At 43.6% G+C, this 18,376-nt stretch carries 13 protein-coding genes; 9 read left to right on the top strand and 4 right to left on the bottom strand.

The annotated features are described in order from the left end of the window. The first annotated feature begins 57 nt into the window (after positions 1–57). Both ACP7BU_RS09770 and ACP7BU_RS09765 read left to right on the top strand, forming a co-directional pair. Positions 58–1,788 carry a protein kinase domain-containing protein gene (locus tag ACP7BU_RS09770; RefSeq protein WP_425878446.1) on the top strand — a complete coding sequence of 577 codons (1,731 nt, stop codon included), beginning with the start codon at positions 58–60 and terminating at the stop codon, positions 1,786–1,788. A gap of 254 nt (positions 1,789–2,042) precedes the next feature. After that, positions 2,043–2,240 (top strand): hypothetical protein, encoded by a 198-nt coding sequence (locus tag ACP7BU_RS09765; RefSeq protein ID WP_005100292.1) that lies wholly within the window; start codon positions 2,043–2,045, stop codon positions 2,238–2,240. Positions 2,241–2,400: 160 nt separating this feature from the next. On the opposite strand, the gene ACP7BU_RS09760 is transcribed toward ACP7BU_RS09765, so the two are convergent. Next, the gene (locus ACP7BU_RS09760; RefSeq protein ID WP_005100295.1) at positions 2,401–2,568 is read right to left on the bottom strand and encodes a hypothetical protein; all 168 of its coding nucleotides are present in this window, start codon (positions 2,566–2,568) and stop codon (positions 2,401–2,403) included. Between the two features lie 335 nt (positions 2,569–2,903). On the opposite strand from ACP7BU_RS09760, the gene ACP7BU_RS09755 reads away from it, so the two are divergent. Both ACP7BU_RS09755 and ACP7BU_RS09750 read left to right on the top strand, forming a co-directional pair. Then, the gene (locus ACP7BU_RS09755) at positions 2,904–3,821 is read left to right on the top strand and encodes a LysR family transcriptional regulator (protein WP_253114407.1); all 918 of its coding nucleotides are present in this window, start codon (positions 2,904–2,906) and stop codon (positions 3,819–3,821) included. A gap of 501 nt (positions 3,822–4,322) precedes the next feature. Continuing rightward, positions 4,323–6,488 carry a TonB-dependent receptor family protein gene (locus ACP7BU_RS09750; protein ID WP_425878443.1) on the top strand — a complete coding sequence of 722 codons (2,166 nt, stop codon included), beginning with the start codon at positions 4,323–4,325 and terminating at the stop codon, positions 6,486–6,488. A gap of 67 nt (positions 6,489–6,555) precedes the next feature. Here the strand turns inward: ACP7BU_RS09750 and ACP7BU_RS09745 are convergent, their stop codons facing one another. Both ACP7BU_RS09745 and ACP7BU_RS09740 read right to left on the bottom strand, forming a co-directional pair. Beyond that, positions 6,556–7,167, bottom strand: a complete 612-nt coding sequence (locus ACP7BU_RS09745) for a MarC family protein (protein WP_425878441.1) — start codon at positions 7,165–7,167, stop codon at positions 6,556–6,558. 25 nt (positions 7,168–7,192) lie between these two features. Further along, positions 7,193–9,229, bottom strand: a complete 2,037-nt coding sequence (locus tag ACP7BU_RS09740; RefSeq protein WP_311204735.1) for a choline transporter — start codon at positions 9,227–9,229, stop codon at positions 7,193–7,195. 270 nt (positions 9,230–9,499) lie between these two features. Here ACP7BU_RS09740 and betI point away from each other — a divergent pair, with 270 nt between their 5' ends. From betI to ACP7BU_RS09715, 5 genes are all read left to right on the top strand, one after another. Continuing rightward, positions 9,500–10,078 (top strand): transcriptional regulator BetI, encoded by a 579-nt coding sequence (gene betI / locus ACP7BU_RS09735; RefSeq protein ID WP_425878439.1) that lies wholly within the window; start codon positions 9,500–9,502, stop codon positions 10,076–10,078. Positions 10,079–10,099: 21 nt separating this feature from the next. After that, the gene (gene betB / locus ACP7BU_RS09730; RefSeq protein WP_425878437.1) at positions 10,100–11,575 is read left to right on the top strand and encodes a betaine-aldehyde dehydrogenase; all 1,476 of its coding nucleotides are present in this window, start codon (positions 10,100–10,102) and stop codon (positions 11,573–11,575) included. An 11-nt stretch (positions 11,576–11,586) separates the two neighbouring features. Continuing rightward, positions 11,587–13,242, top strand: a complete 1,656-nt coding sequence (gene betA, locus ACP7BU_RS09725; RefSeq protein ID WP_336755013.1) for a choline dehydrogenase — start codon at positions 11,587–11,589, stop codon at positions 13,240–13,242. Positions 13,243–13,369: 127 nt separating this feature from the next. Further along, positions 13,370–14,140, top strand: a complete 771-nt coding sequence (locus tag ACP7BU_RS09720) for a hypothetical protein (RefSeq protein ID WP_425878435.1) — start codon at positions 13,370–13,372, stop codon at positions 14,138–14,140. Between the two features lie 341 nt (positions 14,141–14,481). Further along, positions 14,482–16,689 (top strand): OsmC domain/YcaO domain-containing protein, encoded by a 2,208-nt coding sequence (locus ACP7BU_RS09715; RefSeq protein WP_425878433.1) that lies wholly within the window; start codon positions 14,482–14,484, stop codon positions 16,687–16,689. Between the two features lie 250 nt (positions 16,690–16,939). Here the strand turns inward: ACP7BU_RS09715 and ACP7BU_RS09710 are convergent. Further along, on the bottom strand, positions 16,940–18,376 hold a 1,437-nt coding region (locus ACP7BU_RS09710), incomplete at its 5' end, for an electron transfer flavoprotein-ubiquinone oxidoreductase (protein ID WP_425980816.1).

Raw genomic sequence — 18,376 nt, 5'->3', positions numbered from 1 at the left:
GATGATTTATGCCTTGAGATTAAAGGGATCAATTCGATCCCTTTTTGAGTATTTAAAATGAATAAAAAATTAAAGATCAGCATCGGGCAATATTCTTCCGCTGGAATCAAAGCACAGAATCAGGATTTCCATGGGGTCTATATTCCTGAAGGCCACGCGCTTAGCAGTAAGGGCATTGCCTGTGCAATTGCAGACGGGATCAGTAGCAGCAATGTCAGCCATATTGCAGCAGAAACTGCAGTCAGCAGTTTTTTATCGGATTATTATTCGACTTCGGATGCATGGAGTACTCAAACTTCAGCGGCACGGGTTATTCGTGCGACTAATTCCTGGCTCTATGCACAAACCCAGCAAAGCCGCGGGCGTTTTGATAAAGACCAGGGTTATGTCTGCACCTTTAGTGCACTGATTTTGAAAAAAAACAGGGCACATATCTTTCATGCTGGCGATAGCCGGATTTATCGCATTCAGGCACAAGCCATTGAACAGTTGACGGCTGATCACCGTGTTTGCCTGTCATCAACAGAACATTATTTAAGTCGTGCACTGGGTGCCGACCATCGTATCGATGTCGATTATCAGCAGCTTGAATTATGTGAAGATGATTTCTTTATCTTGATGACAGATGGTGTCTATGAATTCATAGATATTCAACTCATCTCGAATATGGTCGAGCAGCAACAACATCTGGATATTATTGCCAAGTCTATAGTCGAGCTGGCTTTAAAGCGGGGTAGTGATGACAATCTCACCATTCAAATCATTAAAGTGGAACAGTTGCCTGAGGAGGAATCCTTTCATATCAAGAGCCATGTTTTATTTCCGCAACAGCTGAGTCATGGTGATCTGTTTGAAGGTTATCGGATTGATAAAATCCTGCACCAAAATCATCGCAGCAGCCTCTATTTGGCGCATGATGAAGCGACACAAAATCAGTTGGTCATTAAAACCTTGTCTGTCGATGTGCAGGATGATCTCAAAGCCGTAGAACAATTTCAGCTGGAAGACTGGGTATCGAAACGCTTAAAACATGAAAATCTGCTGCAATGCTATCCACATAAGGGCAGCAAGAAGTTTTTATTTCAAAGTTATGAATATTTACAAGGGGAAAGCCTAAACCGATGGCTGCACCGTCATAAAACTGCTTTAACTTTACAGCAGTTGCTTCCGATCATTGAGCAGGTGGCCAAAGCATTGAATGCCATGCACCGTCTTGAAATGCTGCACCAGGATGTACGACCAGAAAATGTCATGCTGCTCGAACCAGCCGATACCTTGAAAGTGAAACTGATTGATTATGGATCGACTGCGGTCAGAGGTCTGGTTGAACTGAATCCCAAACATGCAGATGTTCCTTTGGGAACCTTGGCCTTTATGGCACCTGAATATTTTATTGGATGCTCCCCATCAGTAAAATCAGATCAGTTCTCGCTGGCGGTGATGAGTTATTATTTATTGACCCGACAATTACCTTATGGGACAGACCTTGCGCGCTGTAAGACCGAAAAGGACTTAAAACAGGTTCGATATCATCCACTCTATGAGTATCGACCGGATCTGCCGCATGGCTTGGACGCCATCTTTAAAAAAGCGCTTTCCATTCGCCCGGAGCAGCGCTATGAAGCACTTTCAGCCTTTATATATGATCTGAAACACCCAGATCTCAAATTTAAAAAATCAGTTTCACGTCCTATGCTTGAAAAGCATCCAGTCACTTTCTGGAAATCCTGCACAGCGATTCTGTTTTTGTTATTGCTCTGGGTATTTGCACTATATTTTAGCCAATGAAAATAATCCAAATAAGCTGTTGAACGATTTTTTTGATTTAAATAAAAAATCAATAGTGATTTAAGCTGAGATGTAGTCAAAATATCTATTTATTCTTATTGCAGATTTTTATATTTTTACGATGATTGACTTTGTATTTTCGAAGATTATCCCTATAAAATAGAAAGTGCAGTCAAAAAACTAAATAAGCATAAAAACATTGGAATAATAATTGCTTATTTTTAATACCATTAGAATAAAAAGGCAGATGAGACATGAAAAATCAATTTTTTAAGCTGATTTTAATCTTGGGCAGCAGCATGGTGATGAGCCAAACAAGTCTCGCCGGAGATGGTGGCTTGCGTTTTGCTGAGAAAAATCAGGAAATAGCGGCACAAATTCAGGCCAAGAAAAAAACGGCAGAAACACAGGCGCAGCCCCTACAAGCAAAAGCCTCTACAGAAGCGAAATAGTAAAACAGCACTCATCCAAGAAGGTGAGCTGTTCAGGTTAGATCAGATGTATAAGATGTTGTGATGCGAAAACTAGTCCCTAACTTTTTAATACTGAAAAAAAACTCCCCATCCATTTTTAAGAACGGGGAGTTTTTGTATTTTTGAATCCTTGAAAAATTTATTGATTCTGTTCTTCGTCCTGTCTTTCCTGACGCAGTTGATCACGTTGTCGCTGTGGATCATGAAGACCTAATTGACCTCGCTGGATCTCGCGATCCTGTTTTTCTTGCGGATCAAGTTGCTCTTCAGTGAGTTCATCATCATTTCGGTCGGTTGGATTGGACATAGTCTTTCATCCTCTAAAATATTTTCTACTTTTTATTGTATGAATTGAGCAAAATTATTCTGTGACTTTTATACCGAAGTTAGTTTTCTATCTTGTTGCTGCTGTAAATTTAAGCGCTATTTTATAGACAAATTTAATAAAATTAATTTAATCAATAAAATTAAATTAAATTAATAAAAATTAAGGGAATAGCAATTCAAACCTACAAACCCAATAGGTGAATATATCTCATTATTATGATTTAAAAATGAGAAAAACTAAATAAAATAAGAGAAATGGGTTATGCTTAAGACAAATTAAGTGTCATCCGTCTTTTGAAATTTCCGGTATTTTCCATGATAGAACTCCGCCATTTAAGAACTTTAACTGCTCTGCGGGAGCATGGTTCTCTGGTTGCAGCAGCAAGTGATTTATGTTTAACCCCATCAGCCTTGTCACATCAGCTACGTGAACTCGACCAATGGTTCGGGGTTGAAGTAGTGAATCGGCGTAGTCGTCCCGTAAGTTTTTCAAATGTTGGGGAGCGGTTGTTAAAACTGGCAGATGAAATATTACCGCAAGTTCAAATTGCACAGAGCGATATCAGCCGTATTGTGCATGGCCAGACCGGACGAATAGTTTTCTCCTCTGAATGTCATAGCTGTTTTGACTGGTTGATGCCACTACTCAATCAATACCGGATGCAATATCCGGATGTAGACCTGGACTTTGCTTCAGGTTTTGAATCGAATCCGCATGAATTATTACAAACCGGAGAGTTTGATCTACTGATTACGGCTGATCCAATTGCGCTTAAAGGCATTGAATATTTCCCGATTTTCGAATACGAATCACGCTTGGTTTTATCCAATACCCATCCACTGGTACGTGCGAAAGAGATTACTGTTCAGGAGCTTGCTGAAGAAACGCTGGTAACTTATCCGGTGGATAAACACCGTTTGGACATTATGTCGCGTCTGTTTATTCCCGCTAATATTCTACCAAAAGACATTCGCACCACAGATTTGACCCAAATGCTGATTCAGCTGGTGGCAAGTGGTCGCGGGATTGGTGCATTACCTGATTGGGTGGTAAATGAATATGAGCAGAAAGGCTGGGTCACTTCACGCCGCCTCGACTGTGTGGCACCTGAAGGCTTACGTCGAACTTTATACGCCGGCTATCGCACAGAAGAAAAGCAGAAAGATTATTTTGAAGGCTTCTTGAAACAGCTGGATCGGTTTTCCAAGAAAAGACAGGTCTATTACAGCTAATTTGTGGATAGTTAAATATATTTAGTCCGTTATCTTTGAAAATCCTGCATCGTCAGGGTTTTTAAAGATTAACAGTTTCTGTCTTAGTAATTTCAATTTTTCTATAAGATGATGAGGTTAATTTTGTCTACTTCGAGTCAGAAAATATACAACTTCTGTCAACTTTAGAAATTAAAGAACTGGTTTATTCGATCATAATTTTTGACAAGTATTACATTTTGCCAAGTGGAAATACATATGTGCAGAATTAAATATCATATTATTAAATATCAATTATTTAAAAATTAAGTTCTTGGAACTTATGACGATGTGGTTCTGATCTTGCAAGTTGTTTTTTAATAAAAAGATTAAAGAAAATGAAAAAACATTTGCTAATCAGTCAATTTTTTGGCAGAAAATAACTCCTGAAAATAACAATGTTGATCTATGCTACAGCATAATTTTTAAACTGATTTCCTCTCATAAAACGGAATCACTTATACAGGACTGTATAAAATCGCCATGCACATGACAAAAATTCCTCTCAAGAAAAGCCCGCTGAGCCTCATGATTCTGTCGATTGTCTCAGGTCATCTTTATGCTGAAACTGCCGTAGAACCGGGCAACGTTCAACAGCTGAATACCATTGTGATCAGCGCTGAGCAAAATGCCAATCCGCAGCAGCAATATCAGAAAGAGCTGGCTCAGGTTTCAGGAGGAACGAATTTTATTGGCGAGCAGCAGTTAGAACAGCAGCGACTTGCGACCACAGCCGATGTGTTCCGTTTACAGCCAGGAATTTATGCCCAGTCTGCAGGAAATGAAGGTGCAAAAGTCTCAATCCGTGGTTCAGGAATCAACCGGACTTCAGGTGCACACGCATCCGGTACGCACGTCCTGATTGACGATATTCCATTTACCGGACCGGGCGGCACAGCGTATGAACTGCTAGAACCCTGGTGGATTGATCATGTCGGGGTTTATCGCGGAGCCAATGGCTTTAAGCAAGGCGGACTGGCCCTAGGTGGAACAATCAACTATAGAACCAAGACCGGCGCAGATCAGGATGGCTCTGAACTCAAATATGAAATGGGCAGCCATGGTTATCAAAAATATCAGTTTAGTACCGGCCGAAAGCTGGATCAGATGGATTATTATCTGGCGCTGACGAGTACCCAGTTTGATGGAATTCAGGATCATGCTGAAGGCGATGGTAAGGGTCTGGCTTTTAATTTGGGCTATCAGATCAGTCCGGATATCGAAACCCGTTTTTATGCTCGTTACCGTGAGAGCAAGCATTTAACTCCAGGACGGATTACACAAGAACAGCTCAAAAATGATCCTGAAGCAGCGAATAGCTTTAATTTAGCGGTAGATGCCAAACGGATTCAGCCGGGCAGTACTTGGCTGGCCAATACCACGACCTGGAATTTACAGGATGATGCAAAACTGACTGGCAGTCTAGCTTATCATCATTATCCGCTGGATTTACGTGAAAGCAGTTATCGTACCAATGTCGATTATGAAGATATTACAGCGCGCTTCCAGTATGAAAAACCTTACCAGTTTCTAGGTCTGGAGCATCAGGGGCGTATTGCCTTGCGCAGCACGACTCATCGTCCGGACAGTGGGGTTACTGAAACTTTAAGATTTAATACAGAAATTGGTAATCAAACGTATCCGGTAGACACAGTTACCCGCCGCTATACCTATCGTGGTTCAGACAACGTCCTGCAATTTGATCAGGAAACCACATTAAATGATCAGTTCAAATTAGATTTGGGACTGGCAGCGGTGTATACCCATCGGGAAAGTGAAGTAACTTATCCTGTGGCGAGTCCTGAAGTCAGCCGTTATGAATGGAATTTTGCACCACGACTTGGTTTGACCTATCAGCCGAATGAGTCTGTGCAATGGTTTGCCAATTTAAGCCGCAGCATTGAGCCAGCACATCCTTGGGCGATGGCTTGGTCTTCACCGTATTATTTTGACAGTGGTGTCGCTTCTGGCCGGGTGCGCGCGCCAATCTATTTGGACACGCAAACCGCCAATAGCTTTGAACTGGGTGGACGTGGACAATCAGGCTTTGGAGATTGGGCACTGAGTTATTATTATTCCAAAGTGAAAAATGAACTGTTAACCTCTGAAATGATTAAAACCTATGAAGATGGATCGAATCGACCTTCAGAGCCAATTGCTGTTGAATCGAATGCCACGCCAACGATTCATCAAGGGGTGGAGCTAAGTCTAGATACGCCATTGCATGAATCCCAATATGGCGAACTGCGTCTGCAACAGGCTTATACCCTTAGCGATTTCCAGTACAAAAATGATCCATTGTTTGGCAAGAACCAGTTACCGGGGATTCCAAAACATCTGTATCAGGCTCAACTGAGTTATGCTTTAAATAATGGCCTCTATATTGGTCTGAATACTGAATATGCATCTAAAATGGCGCATGATTATGCTAATAGCCAATTCAGTGACGACTATCAGATCTGGGGCATTGATGTGGGTTATGCACCAGAACATCAATCATGGAAAACCTGGATCAACTTTAAAAATATCACGGATGAGAAATATGCTGCGGTCGTGATTCCAGGCCTTAACGACGGTGGGAAAGATGAAGCTCGTTCTTCGCCTGGTGAAGGTTTCTCTACTTATGCCGGTGTGTCATTTAAATTTTAATTATTTAAAAATTAAAAAAAGAGCGGGATATTTCCCGCTCTTTATATTTATCGATAGAAAGGATTTATCAGGTTTCTAATATTCCTGTAATACCTGTCACGATCATATCGATGGCAATGGTACCGATTAAAAGCGCTGCAACACGACCTACAATATCGACATACAGGTCAATATAGTTTGAATACTTGTGCTGTAAATGATCATGCAGGTATTTCATCAGGATCAGCAGACTACAAGTCAGAAACAGGGTAAAGAAAATCACCAGAATGGTTTGCATTAAACTGAGCTGTATACCGGTGATCACAGATGCCGAAATGGTGCCCGGACCAATCATAAACGGCATGGCAATCGTGCCCGCCAGATGACTGGGCGCTCCACGCATCACGCCAATCGTATCAGCACCTTCAAAGACATAACGATAGCCAATCACCAAAAAGATAATACCGCCAAAAATCTGGAAGGACTCAAACCGTACATGCAAGAATTCATTAAAGAAGGCTTCACCGGTTTTTGCAAAAATGATGAACACAATAAAGCTGATCAGACTGCCCTGAATCAATGCCATGTTGAATATTTTTGCGTCGGAATTACGGATAATTCCGAGCATATAAATACTCATCAGAAAAGGATTGAGCAGGGAGAAAAACAGGGCAAATGCATTCAAACTTTCTGACATCATTGAGTCCTTACGTAGTTGAGAGATCCTAGATTTCACGATCCGGGAACAGCGGACGTTTACCTGGGCTAATACGGTTAATATGTAGATACATCATATGGCGTTCATATTTATCCAGGATGTCATTGATCACCTGTTCCTTACTGTAACCGACCAGATCGTTTCCCTGAGAGCCTTCAAACAGATAACTTTCCAGACGATAGTAATAACGTTTGGTTCGTTTACCACGTGAACTGAAATTTGGCGTGTCATAGCGTACCGGCCATATTTCGTAGACAAAGTTTTCTTCTTCATCGAGCTGAATGGTCAGATCCAGATGATACAGTTCAGGTTCTTCCTCCAGCGATTTTTCCTGAATATTGACTTGAATACCTTTGTCAATTAACTCGGTTGCAACGGCCTCAATGGCTGGTTTGCAAACATTGTCCAGCATGGTCCGCGTCTGGGACAGGCTTGGATGCAGCATGACCCGGCTCAGACGCTTCTTCCAGTTCAAAATATCCACATTACCGACCACAGGTGCCGCATTCAGGCTGGTGCTTGCCTGACGAAAATCCTCCAGACGCAAGGACTTATAGAGTCCCGCCATCACAAAGAAAATGACGAAACTAAAAGGCAGACCCATAATAATTGTGGTGTTCTGTAATGCTGTCACGCCATTCGCCATGAGCATTGCCAAAGTCAGCAAACCGATGGCAATGGCCCAGAACACACTGAGCCAGCGCGGTGAATCATGCTCAATATTAGTGAATTTGGTCGTGAAATTTCCCAATACCAATGCCCCTGAATCCGCTGAGGTCACATAGAACAGCAAGCCGGTAATAGTGGCGACACCTGCAGTAAAGGTAAAGCCTGGATACTGCGCCAGCAGATCATAAAAACCATGTGCCGGATTTTCTAAAACTGTCGTAGCAAGTTGAGTATTACCATCGAAAATCACGCTGTATAAAGCACTGTTACCGAAAATAGACAACCAGGTCAGGGTAAATAACAGAGGAATAACCAAAGTCCCGGTGACAAATTCGCGAATGGTACGACCACGGGAAATACGGGCCAGGAACAGACCAACAAAAGGTGACCAGGCGATCCACCATGCCCAGAAGAACAGGGTCCAGCTATTCATCCATTCTTTCGGTTGTTCAAAAGGAAAACTGGTTAAAGAGAGTTTTGGGAACTGACTGATATAGTCACCAAAATTCTGAATCAAGGCTGCTAATAAAAATTCGGTATTGCCTACAAACAGAATAAATAGCAGCAGCCCAATTGATACATAGATGTTAATTTCAGACAGGATTCGGATGCCTTTATTGACACCGGCAGTGACTGAAATAATAGTAATAATCACGGCAACAGCGATGAGTGCAGTTTGAATCCAGATATTTTCTGGTAAATCAAATAGCACATGTAGGCCGTAATTTAATTGCACAACGCCAATCCCGCAGGTGGTGGCAATCCCGAAAATCGTGCCGAGTACCGCAGCGGTATCAACCGTATGGCCAATTGGACCATTAATTTTTTTACCAAAGATCGGATAAAGTGCCGATCGGATCGTTAGCGGTAAATTGTAGCGGTAACTGAAATAACCTAGGGCGACCCCAATCAGCGCATACATACTCCAGCCGGTTAAACCGTAGTGAAATAGGGTCCACACCATGGATTGGCGTGCAGCTTCAAAGGTTTCACCTTCGCCTACAGGCGGATTCATATAATGGGAAAGCGGTTCCGCCACCGAGAAAAACATCAGGTCAATCCCGATTCCGGCAGAAAATAGCATCGCCGACCAACTCAGCAGGCTGAATTCAGGTTTAGAATGTTTCGGTCCAAGTTTGATTTCGCCATAACGTGAGCAGGCGATAAAGACGATAAAAACCAGATACAGCGTTGCCGCCAGCAGATAATACCAGCTAAAGGTACGACTGACCCAGTTTAAGATATTGATAATGACTTGATTGGCTTGTTCATTAAATAAAATGGTAATGATAGAAAACAGCAGAATAAGCGTCGCCGAAAAATAAAAAACCACTTTATTCAGACTATCTTGCTTCTCTTCATTTTTCTTTTGCATAAATCTCTAACCATCGTTTTGTTGCCGGATGATCTACAGTGCAGTGTGATTTAAAAGCAAAAGCCTGCAGTAAAGCTTCCTTGTTTTCGTGAATTACAAACTTTTGCAAATCCAAAACAAACTGCGCTGTACATCAAGGGTGAGCTGGCACTATAATTTTTATTAATTGAACGTTCAATTAAAAAAGCGTTTATGAATTGTTACATCATTCAGCTATTTGCTTTAGCAGAGTGATTTTTTATTGTTACATCCGTTATTCAGGTTAGTCCTATGCCCAAAGTTGGTATGCAACCGATCCGTCGTCAGCAACTGATCGATGCCACCTTAGCTGCAGTGAATGAGCTAGGTTTTGCAGAAGCTTCAATTAGTCAGATTGCCCAAAGAGCAGGTGTCTCAACCGGCATCATAAGTCATTACTTTCGAGGTAAAAATGGCTTGATTGAAGCCACAATGCGTTACTTATTGCAGCAATTGGGTAAATCTGTTGCACAGATAAAGATACAGGTTGATGACTTACCGGAGCAGCGCTTACTGGCGATCGTACGTGGTAATTTTGCTGCTCCACAAACCGACAAGGCGGCCATGAAAGTCTGGTTGGCGTTCTGGGCTAGCAGTTTGCATCAACCTGAGTTACATCGGTTACAGCAGATCAATCATTACCGCTTACATTCCAACCTTAAATATGAATTCATGAAAAAGTTGAATAAAGACCAGGCAGAGAAAGCCGCTCAAGGTTTGGCAGCATTGATTGATGGATTCTGGTTAAGAGGTGCTTTGGTAAATGGCAAAATTGACCCAGAACTGCCGATTGAACTGTGTAGTGAATATATCCGGCAACAACTCAAATAACCCACCTGCGAGGAAATTCCATTGACAACATTCAAACTGCAACGTCCTTATATTCATGGACAATATGTCGATGCAACGTCCAATAGCACGTTTCAAACGATTAATCCTGCAACTGGCGAAGTTCTGGCAGACGTGCAGGTATGTACACAAGATGATATCGATCGCGCTGTTGAATCGGCACAACAAGGACAAAAAGTCTGGGCAGAAATGACGGCGATTCAACGTTCCCGTATTTTGAACAAGGCTGTTGCCATCCTCCGTGAACGTAATGACGAGCTGGCGCGTTTAGAAAGTCTCGACAGTGGTAAAGCTTTCAGTGAAACATCCACCGTCGATATTGCGACAGGTGCAGATGTACTCGAATACTATGCAGGTATTTTGCCAGCATTAGAAGGCCAGCAAATCCCGCTCAGAAGCAGTTCGTTTGTTTATACTCGCCGTGAACCTTTGGGTGTGGTTGCCGGGATTGGTGCATGGAATTATCCGGTTCAAATTGCCTTATGGAAATCTGCACCTGCACTGGCAGCAGGCAATGCCATGATCTTTAAAGCTAGTGAAGTGACGCCTTTAACTGCATTAAAACTGGCAGAAATTTATACTGAAGCAGGTGTGCCGCATGGTGTCTTTAATGTGGTTACCGGCAGTGGTGAAATTGGTGGTTATCTGACTTCGCATCCTGATATTGCCAAAGTTTCATTTACCGGTGGTGTCGCGACCGGCAAAAAAGTCATGGCCCAAGCTGCGAATTCCAGTCTGAAAGAAGTCACTATGGAGCTGGGCGGAAAATCTCCGCTGATTATCTGTGAAGATGCCGATCTGGATCTGGCGGCAGATATAGCCATGATGGCTAACTTCTACAGTTCTGGTCAGGTCTGTACCAATGGTACCCGCGTATTTGTACCTTTAGCTTTGAAAGCCGAATTCGAAGAAAAGATTCTGCAGCGTATTCCTTATATCCGGATGGGGGACCCACTCGATCCTGAAACCAATTTTGGTCCAGTTTCCAGCTTCTCTCATATGGAAAAAGTGCTGGATTATATTGAACAGGGCAAGATCGAAGGTGCACGCTTATTGTGTGGTGGCGGCCGTGCTGAAGATGAGCAGTTTGCCCAAGGCGCTTATGTGCTACCAACGGTATTTACCGATTGCCGTGACGACATGACGATTGTCCGTGACGAAATCTTTGGTCCGGTCATGAGTATTCTGAGTTATGACTCAGAAGAAGAAGTGATTCGTCGTGCCAATGATACTGAATATGGTTTGGCAGCTGGTGTCGTGACGCCGAATCTAGCACGTGCGCATCATATTATTCATCAAATCGAAGCCGGTATTTGCTGGATTAATACCTGGGGCGAATCTCCTGCAGAAATGCCAGTTGGTGGTTATAAACATTCGGGTGTCGGTCGCGAAAACGGTATTGTCACGCTACAGCAATATACCCAGACCAAGTCAGTTCAGGTCGAACTCAGTCCTTTCCAGTCTGTATTTAGCGCATAAGGGAGGATTGGATGAATTACGACTATATTATTATCGGTGCAGGTTCGGCAGGAAATGTGCTCGCAGCGCGTTTAACTGAAGATCCGGATGTGAAAGTCCTGCTGCTGGAAGCGGGTGGGCCGGATTACCGTCTAGACTTCAGAACACAAATGCCGGCTGCATTGGCTTATCCATTACAGGGACGCCGTTATAACTGGGCCTATCTGACCGATCCTGAACCACATATGAATAACCGTCGTATGGAGTGCGGGCGCGGCAAGGGGCTGGGCGGTTCTTCATTAATTAACGGCATGTGTTACATTCGCGGTAATGCTATGGATCTTGAACAGTGGGCCAGCCTGAAGGGGCTAGAACACTGGAGCTATGCTGAATGTCTGCCGTATTATAAAAAAGCTGAAACGCGCGATATTGGCGGCAATGATTATCATGGTGATTCTGGACCGGTTTCGGTCGCAACACCTAAAAATGGGAATAATGAACTGTTCCATGCCATGGTCGAGGCCGGTGTACAGGCCGGTTATCCACGTACTGATGACCTGAATGGCTATCAGCAGGAAGGCTTTGGGCCGATGGACCGTACCGTAACGCCGCAAGGCCGTCGTTCCAGTACAGCACGTGGTTATCTGGATATGGCCAAAGGCCGGGATAATCTTACGATTATTACCCACGCCATGACCAACCGGATTCTGTTTAATCGTAATCAGGCAATTGGTGTGGAATATTTTGAAGGACAAAATACTTTACAGCCGATTCAGGTCTTTGCAGATCGTGAAGTATTGCTATGTGCAGGTGCAATTGCCTCGCCGCAAATCCTGCAACGCTCCGGTGTGGGTCCGGCTGAACTGTTAAAAAGTTTGGATATTCCTGTGGTTCAGGATTTGCCAGGCGTGGGTGAAAACCTGCAGGACCATCTGGAAATGTACCTGCAATATAAGTGCAAAAAACCGGTTAGCTTATATCCGGCACTCAAGTGGTATAACCAGCCGATGATTGGCGCTGAATGGTTATTTTTAGGTAAAGGTATTGGGGCCAGTAACCAGTTTGAAGCCGGTGGTTTTATCCGCTCTTCAGACGAATTTGACTGGCCTAATATCCAGTATCATTTCCTGCCTGTAGCGATTAATTATAATGGCACCAATGCCATTCATGAACATGGCTTCCAGGCTCATGTGGGCTCTATGCGTTCGCCGTCACGTGGCCGTGTTCGTCTGAAATCCAAAGACCCGTTTGAGCATCCAAGTATTCTGTTTAATTATATGAGTACCGAGCAGGACTGGCGTGAATTCCGCGATGCCATCCGCATTACCCGGGAAATTATGCATCAGCCGGCATTGGATCCCTATCGTGGTGAAGAAATCAGTCCGGGAAAACATCTACAAACAGATGCTGAAATTGATGAATTTGTTCGTAATCATGCAGAAACCGCGTATCATCCATCATGTAGCTGTAAAATGGGTGAGGATGACATGGCGGTTGTCGATGGTTATGGACGCGTACATGAAATGCAGGGGTTGCGTGTGATTGACGCCTCGATTATGCCTTTGATCATTACCGGTAACCTCAATGCAACTACGATTATGATCGCTGAAAAACTGGCAGACCATATTCGTGGCAAACCTGCTCTTGCGCCTTCATCTGCACCTTTTTACAAGGCGCCTCGCGCTTAAATTATGGTTTTATTCCTGCCGCCTAGCAAAGCAGGAGTAAAGCGAATTTCAATTTTGTCCCAAAGCGGAGATAAAACCTCGACTGCTTTCGGTTTTATCTCCGCTTTACTTAATACATTTATATTTTATGAAAATATTCAATCAAACAGTGCTGTTTGGCTGTGCTGCTGTTTCAAGTTTTTACTGTTATGCCGATGATGCGGAAGTAAAACAAATAGAAGCAAGCGGAAACTTGAGTGTGGTCTCCAAATACGTCTCCCGCGGTTTGACCAATGCGCCTGAAAATGATGATGTTGCTGTACAGGCTGCATTGAATCTGGCTTATGGTAATTTTTATGTCGGATATTGGGGATCTACGCTTGGATACTCTTATGCAGAAGTGCAGGGGCGTCAGGGACATCGTTCAGACAAATTCGAGCATAACTTTCTGCTGGGTTATACCCATAGCAGCGAAAATTATGATTGGGATCTATGGAACGCAACCTATTATTATCCGGGCGGCAAGCATACTACCGGAAATGAGCTGGGTTTAAATATAAGTCGTGCATTGAATGATCAGACCAGTATTGGCGCCAGTGTATCGACCTATCTGTATGATGTGGCTTATGCCAATCAGGGCGATACTTTTTATACGCTTAACCTGAATCATCAGTTGAATGATCGCCTGAATGCCAGCATTACAGCAGCAGGAAGCTATTTTAACGATGAAGGCAAATATGAGGGCGGTGAACTGGGCGATACCGAAAAGCAGTTTGCCTTTCGTTATGCTTCTGCCGGACTCAGTTATGCGCTTTTACCGCAGTTGAGTATGTCAGGTGAATATATCTTTGGCGGTTATGACCGCTATGATGACAAGCAGCGTAATCTTGCAGTATTTGCACTGAGTTATGATTTTTAAAATTATGAAATCATTCAGACTAGGCGGGTGAAAATCTGCCTTATCTGCAACTTTGATTAATAGTATAAGCCATGACTTGAAGTTGATTCATGCTCCGGCAGCTCAGGAAAGACTGAGGATCTGGTTTAATCTGCCAGAATTTCAGACAAATATTATCAATTTCATAAAATAATTCTATAATAGCGCCCATTCTCGGCAGCGTTATCCAGACACTTCGTCAAATGGTATAACCTGACCATTTTCTATTTTTCATTCAAGTTCTCCTCCGTGAACCGGCTTGTATATTCAGATTCAGCATCTTATCTGTCCGTGACGGCACATAAGAATATTTAGGTATCCACATGGAAATTAAGGTCAATTATCTCGATAATCTTCGTCAGGAAGCCAAGTTCGATGACTTCACGGTAATCGCCGATCAGCCGATCCGCTATAAAGGCGATGGTTCGGCACCCGGCCCATTCGATTATTTTCTGGCATCTTCAGCTTTATGTGCGGCTTATTTTGTCAAAGTCTATTGCGCGGCACGTGATATTCCGACCGACAATATCCGCCTATCTCAAAACAATATCGTTGATCCTGAAAACCGATATAAACAGATTTTTAAAATTCAGGTGGAACTACCGGCTGATATTTCTGAAAAAGACCGCCAGGGAATTTTACGTTCGATCGACCGTTGTACCGTCAAAAAAGTAATTCAAACCGGTCCTGAATTTGTCATTGAAGAAGTAGAAAGTATCGATGCAGATGCTCAGGCCTTGTTAATGCCAAGTCTGGCTTCTGACCATACGACTTTCATTCCGGGTAAGGACCTTCCGCTGGAAGAAACGATTGCCAATATGTCTGCCATTCTGGCAGGCCTTGGCATGAAGATTGAAATCGCGTCTTGGCGTAATATCGTGCCGAATGTGTGGTCGCTACATATCCGTGATGCGCAGTCACCAATGTGCTTTACCAATGGTAAGGGTTCGACCAAAGAAAGTGCGCTGGCATCTGCCTTGGGCGAATTTATTGAGCGTCTGAATTGCAACTTTTTCTATAACGACCAGTTCTGGGGTGAGGATATTGCCAATGCCGAATTTGTGCATTATCCAGATGAAAAATGGTTCCAGCCAGGTCCAAATGGCGAACTACCTGCAGAAGTTTTAGATGAACATACCCGTGAAATTTATGATCCTGAAGATGAATTATTGGGTATCCATCTTTACGACACCAACTCTGGTAATAAAGCACGTGGCATCTGTTCATTGCCATTTGTACGTCAGTCTGATGGTGAAACCGTTTATTTCCCGTCGAATCTGATCGAAAACCTTTACTTAAGTAACGGGATGAGTGCCGGCAATACCTTGGCTGAAGCGCAAGTACAATGTCTTTCTGAAATTTTCGAACGTGGGGTAAAACGCGAAATTCTGGAAGGTGAACTGGCACTACCGGATGTGCCTGAACATGTTCTGGCAAAATATCCAAAAATTGTTGAAGGCATTAAAGGTCTGGAAGAACAGGGCTTCCCGGTTCTGGTCAAAGATGCTTCACTAGGCGGTCAGTTCCCGGTCATGTGCGTTACCTTGATGAACCCGCGTACCGGCGGTGTATTTGCCTCATTCGGTGCCCATCCTAACTTTGAAGTAGCATCAGAACGCAGTCTGACTGAACTTTTACAAGGCCGTAGTTTTGAAGGTCTGAATGATCTGCCAAAACCAACTTTTAGCAGCAATGCAGTAACTGAACCGAATAACTTCGTCGAACATTTTATTGACTCAAGCGGTGTGGTGTCTTGGCGTTTCTTCAGCGCGAAATCAGATTATGATTTTATCGAGTGGGATTTCACTAATAACGGTCAAAACTCGAATGCGGATGAAGCTCAGGAATTATTCACAATTCTGGAAGACATGGGCCATGAAGTTTATATGGCGGTGTATCAGCATCTAGGTGCAATAGCTTGCCGTATTCTGGTACCGGGCTATTCGGAAATTTATCTGGTAGAAGATCTGGTTTGGGACAATACCAACAAGGCTTTGCTCTACCGTGAAGATATCCTGAATCTGCACCGTCTGGATGATGAACAACTGGAAGCACTGGTTGAGCGTCTGGAAGAAGCAGATGAGGATGACTATACCGAAATCAAAACCTTGATCGGTATCGAGTTCGATGAAAATACTGAATGGGGTCAACTGACGATTCTGGAACTGAAACTTCTAATTTATGTGGCTTTGCAGCAATTTGAAGAAGCCAAAGATCTGGTTGAGCAGTTCCTGCAGTTCAATACCAATACCGTTGAACGTGGCTTGTTCTACCAGTGCATGAATGTCGTTCTGGAAGTCATTCTGGATGATGAAATGGAACTGGAAGATTATGAACACAACTTCCGTCGTATGTTTGGTGATGCCCGTATGGATGCCGTTCTCGGTTCAATCGAAGGCACAGTTCGTTTCTATGGTTTGACCGAAACCAACATGCAGCTTGAAGGGCTGGACCGTCATCTACGTTTAATTGACAGCTATAAAAAACTGCATGCAGCACGCGCCAAGTTTGTAGCAAATCAAAAATCTTAATGAATGACTAAAATTTTTCGTCATTGGTTTTAAATTTTAAAGATGGCTTAGCTCATTTTGGTTAAGCCATTTTTATATCCAGTACGCTATAAAATCTTTTCTATTATTTCTATTCTAACTTATTAATTCCAGCTCCCGAGGGAGCTGGGATTACCTAAAAAATTAAAGTGAAGTGTTAATACTAACTGCTTCAAGAGTGGGTATATGAATGTGAGAAATAGATGTATTTTTCTCATTCACAGGAATTACCTTACATATTCGGGTAATTCGGACCACCACCACCTTCCGGTGTCACCCAGGTGATGTTCTGGGACGGATCCTTGATGTCACAGGTCTTGCAGTGTACACAGTTGGCTGCATTGATCTGGAAACGTTTCGAACCGTCATTATTTTCCATAATTTCATAGACCCCCGCCGGGCAGTAACGCTGTGCAGGCTCATCCCATGTCGGCAGGTTGACTTCCACCGGAATCGAAGCATCGGTCAGTTTCAAGTGCGCTGGCTGGTTCTCTTCATGGACCGTATTCGAGACAAACACTGAAGACAGACGGTCAAAGGTCAGCTTGCCATCCGGTTTTGGATAGGTCGGCTTGAAGCTTTCAGCTGCCTGGGTTTTTAGCGCAGCATGGTCCTGAACCAGATCATGCAAGGTAAAAGGCACTTTAAATACGTTCTGGTCGATAAAGTTGAATGCGCCACCGATCCATTGACCGAACTTGTGCATTGCCGGGCCAAAGTTACGCGAGTTATATAGCTCTTCTTTCAGCCAGCTGTTGTTGAACTTGTCGGTATACGCGGTCAGTTCTTTCACGAAGAAATCTTCACCTTCAGCCACACGTGCCACCGCCAGATCACCGCCTTTTTCTACACCGGCCGCAATCGCCTCAAATACCGCTTCACCGCAGAGCATGCCGGATTTCATCGCAGTATGTGAGCCCTTGATCTTGGCAAAGTTCAGGAAGCCGGCATCATCACCAATCAAAGAACCACCCGGGAAGGTGAATTTTGGTAATGAGTTAAAACCACCTTTGGTCACAGCACGCGCACCATAAGAAATACGCTTACCACCTTCCAGATACTGCTTGATCAATGGATGGGTTTTCCAGCGCTGCATTTCCATGAAGGGATACATATGCGGGTTGGTGTAAGACAGATCTACGATCATGCCCAGAGTCACCTGGTTATTCTCAGCATGGTATAACCACCAGCCACCTGAAGAACCAGTTTCATTTAGTGGCCAGCCGGCACCGTGCATCACCAGACCCGGTTTATGCTTGGCAGGATCGATTTCCCAAAGCTCTTTAATGCCGATACCGTAGTGTTGCGGATCAGCGTCCTTGTCCAGGTTGAACTTCTGGATCAGACGTTTACCTAAGTGACCACGACAGCCTTCAGCGAAAATTGTGTATTTGGCATGCAGTTCATAACCCGGGGTAAAGTTATGCGTTGGTTCGCCATCTTTACCAATACCCATATCACCGGTTTGGATGCCTTTGACTGTACCATCGGCATGATACAGAATTTCAGACGCGGCAAAGCCCGGGAAGATCGACACTTCCAGCTCTTCGGCTTTCTGGCCTAACCAGCGCACCACGTTGCCGAGCGAGATGACATAGTTGCCATCATTGTGCATGGTTTTAGGCACCATCCAGTGTGGTGCTTCCTGTGATTTTTCATCTGACAGCAG

The organism is Acinetobacter sp. 40AMC3-4, assembly GCF_049898185.1.
Lineage (GTDB): Bacteria > Pseudomonadota > Gammaproteobacteria > Pseudomonadales > Moraxellaceae > Acinetobacter.
The sequence above is the reverse complement of the archived record's forward strand: the minus strand, read 5'-3'. Positions and strand labels throughout refer to the sequence as shown.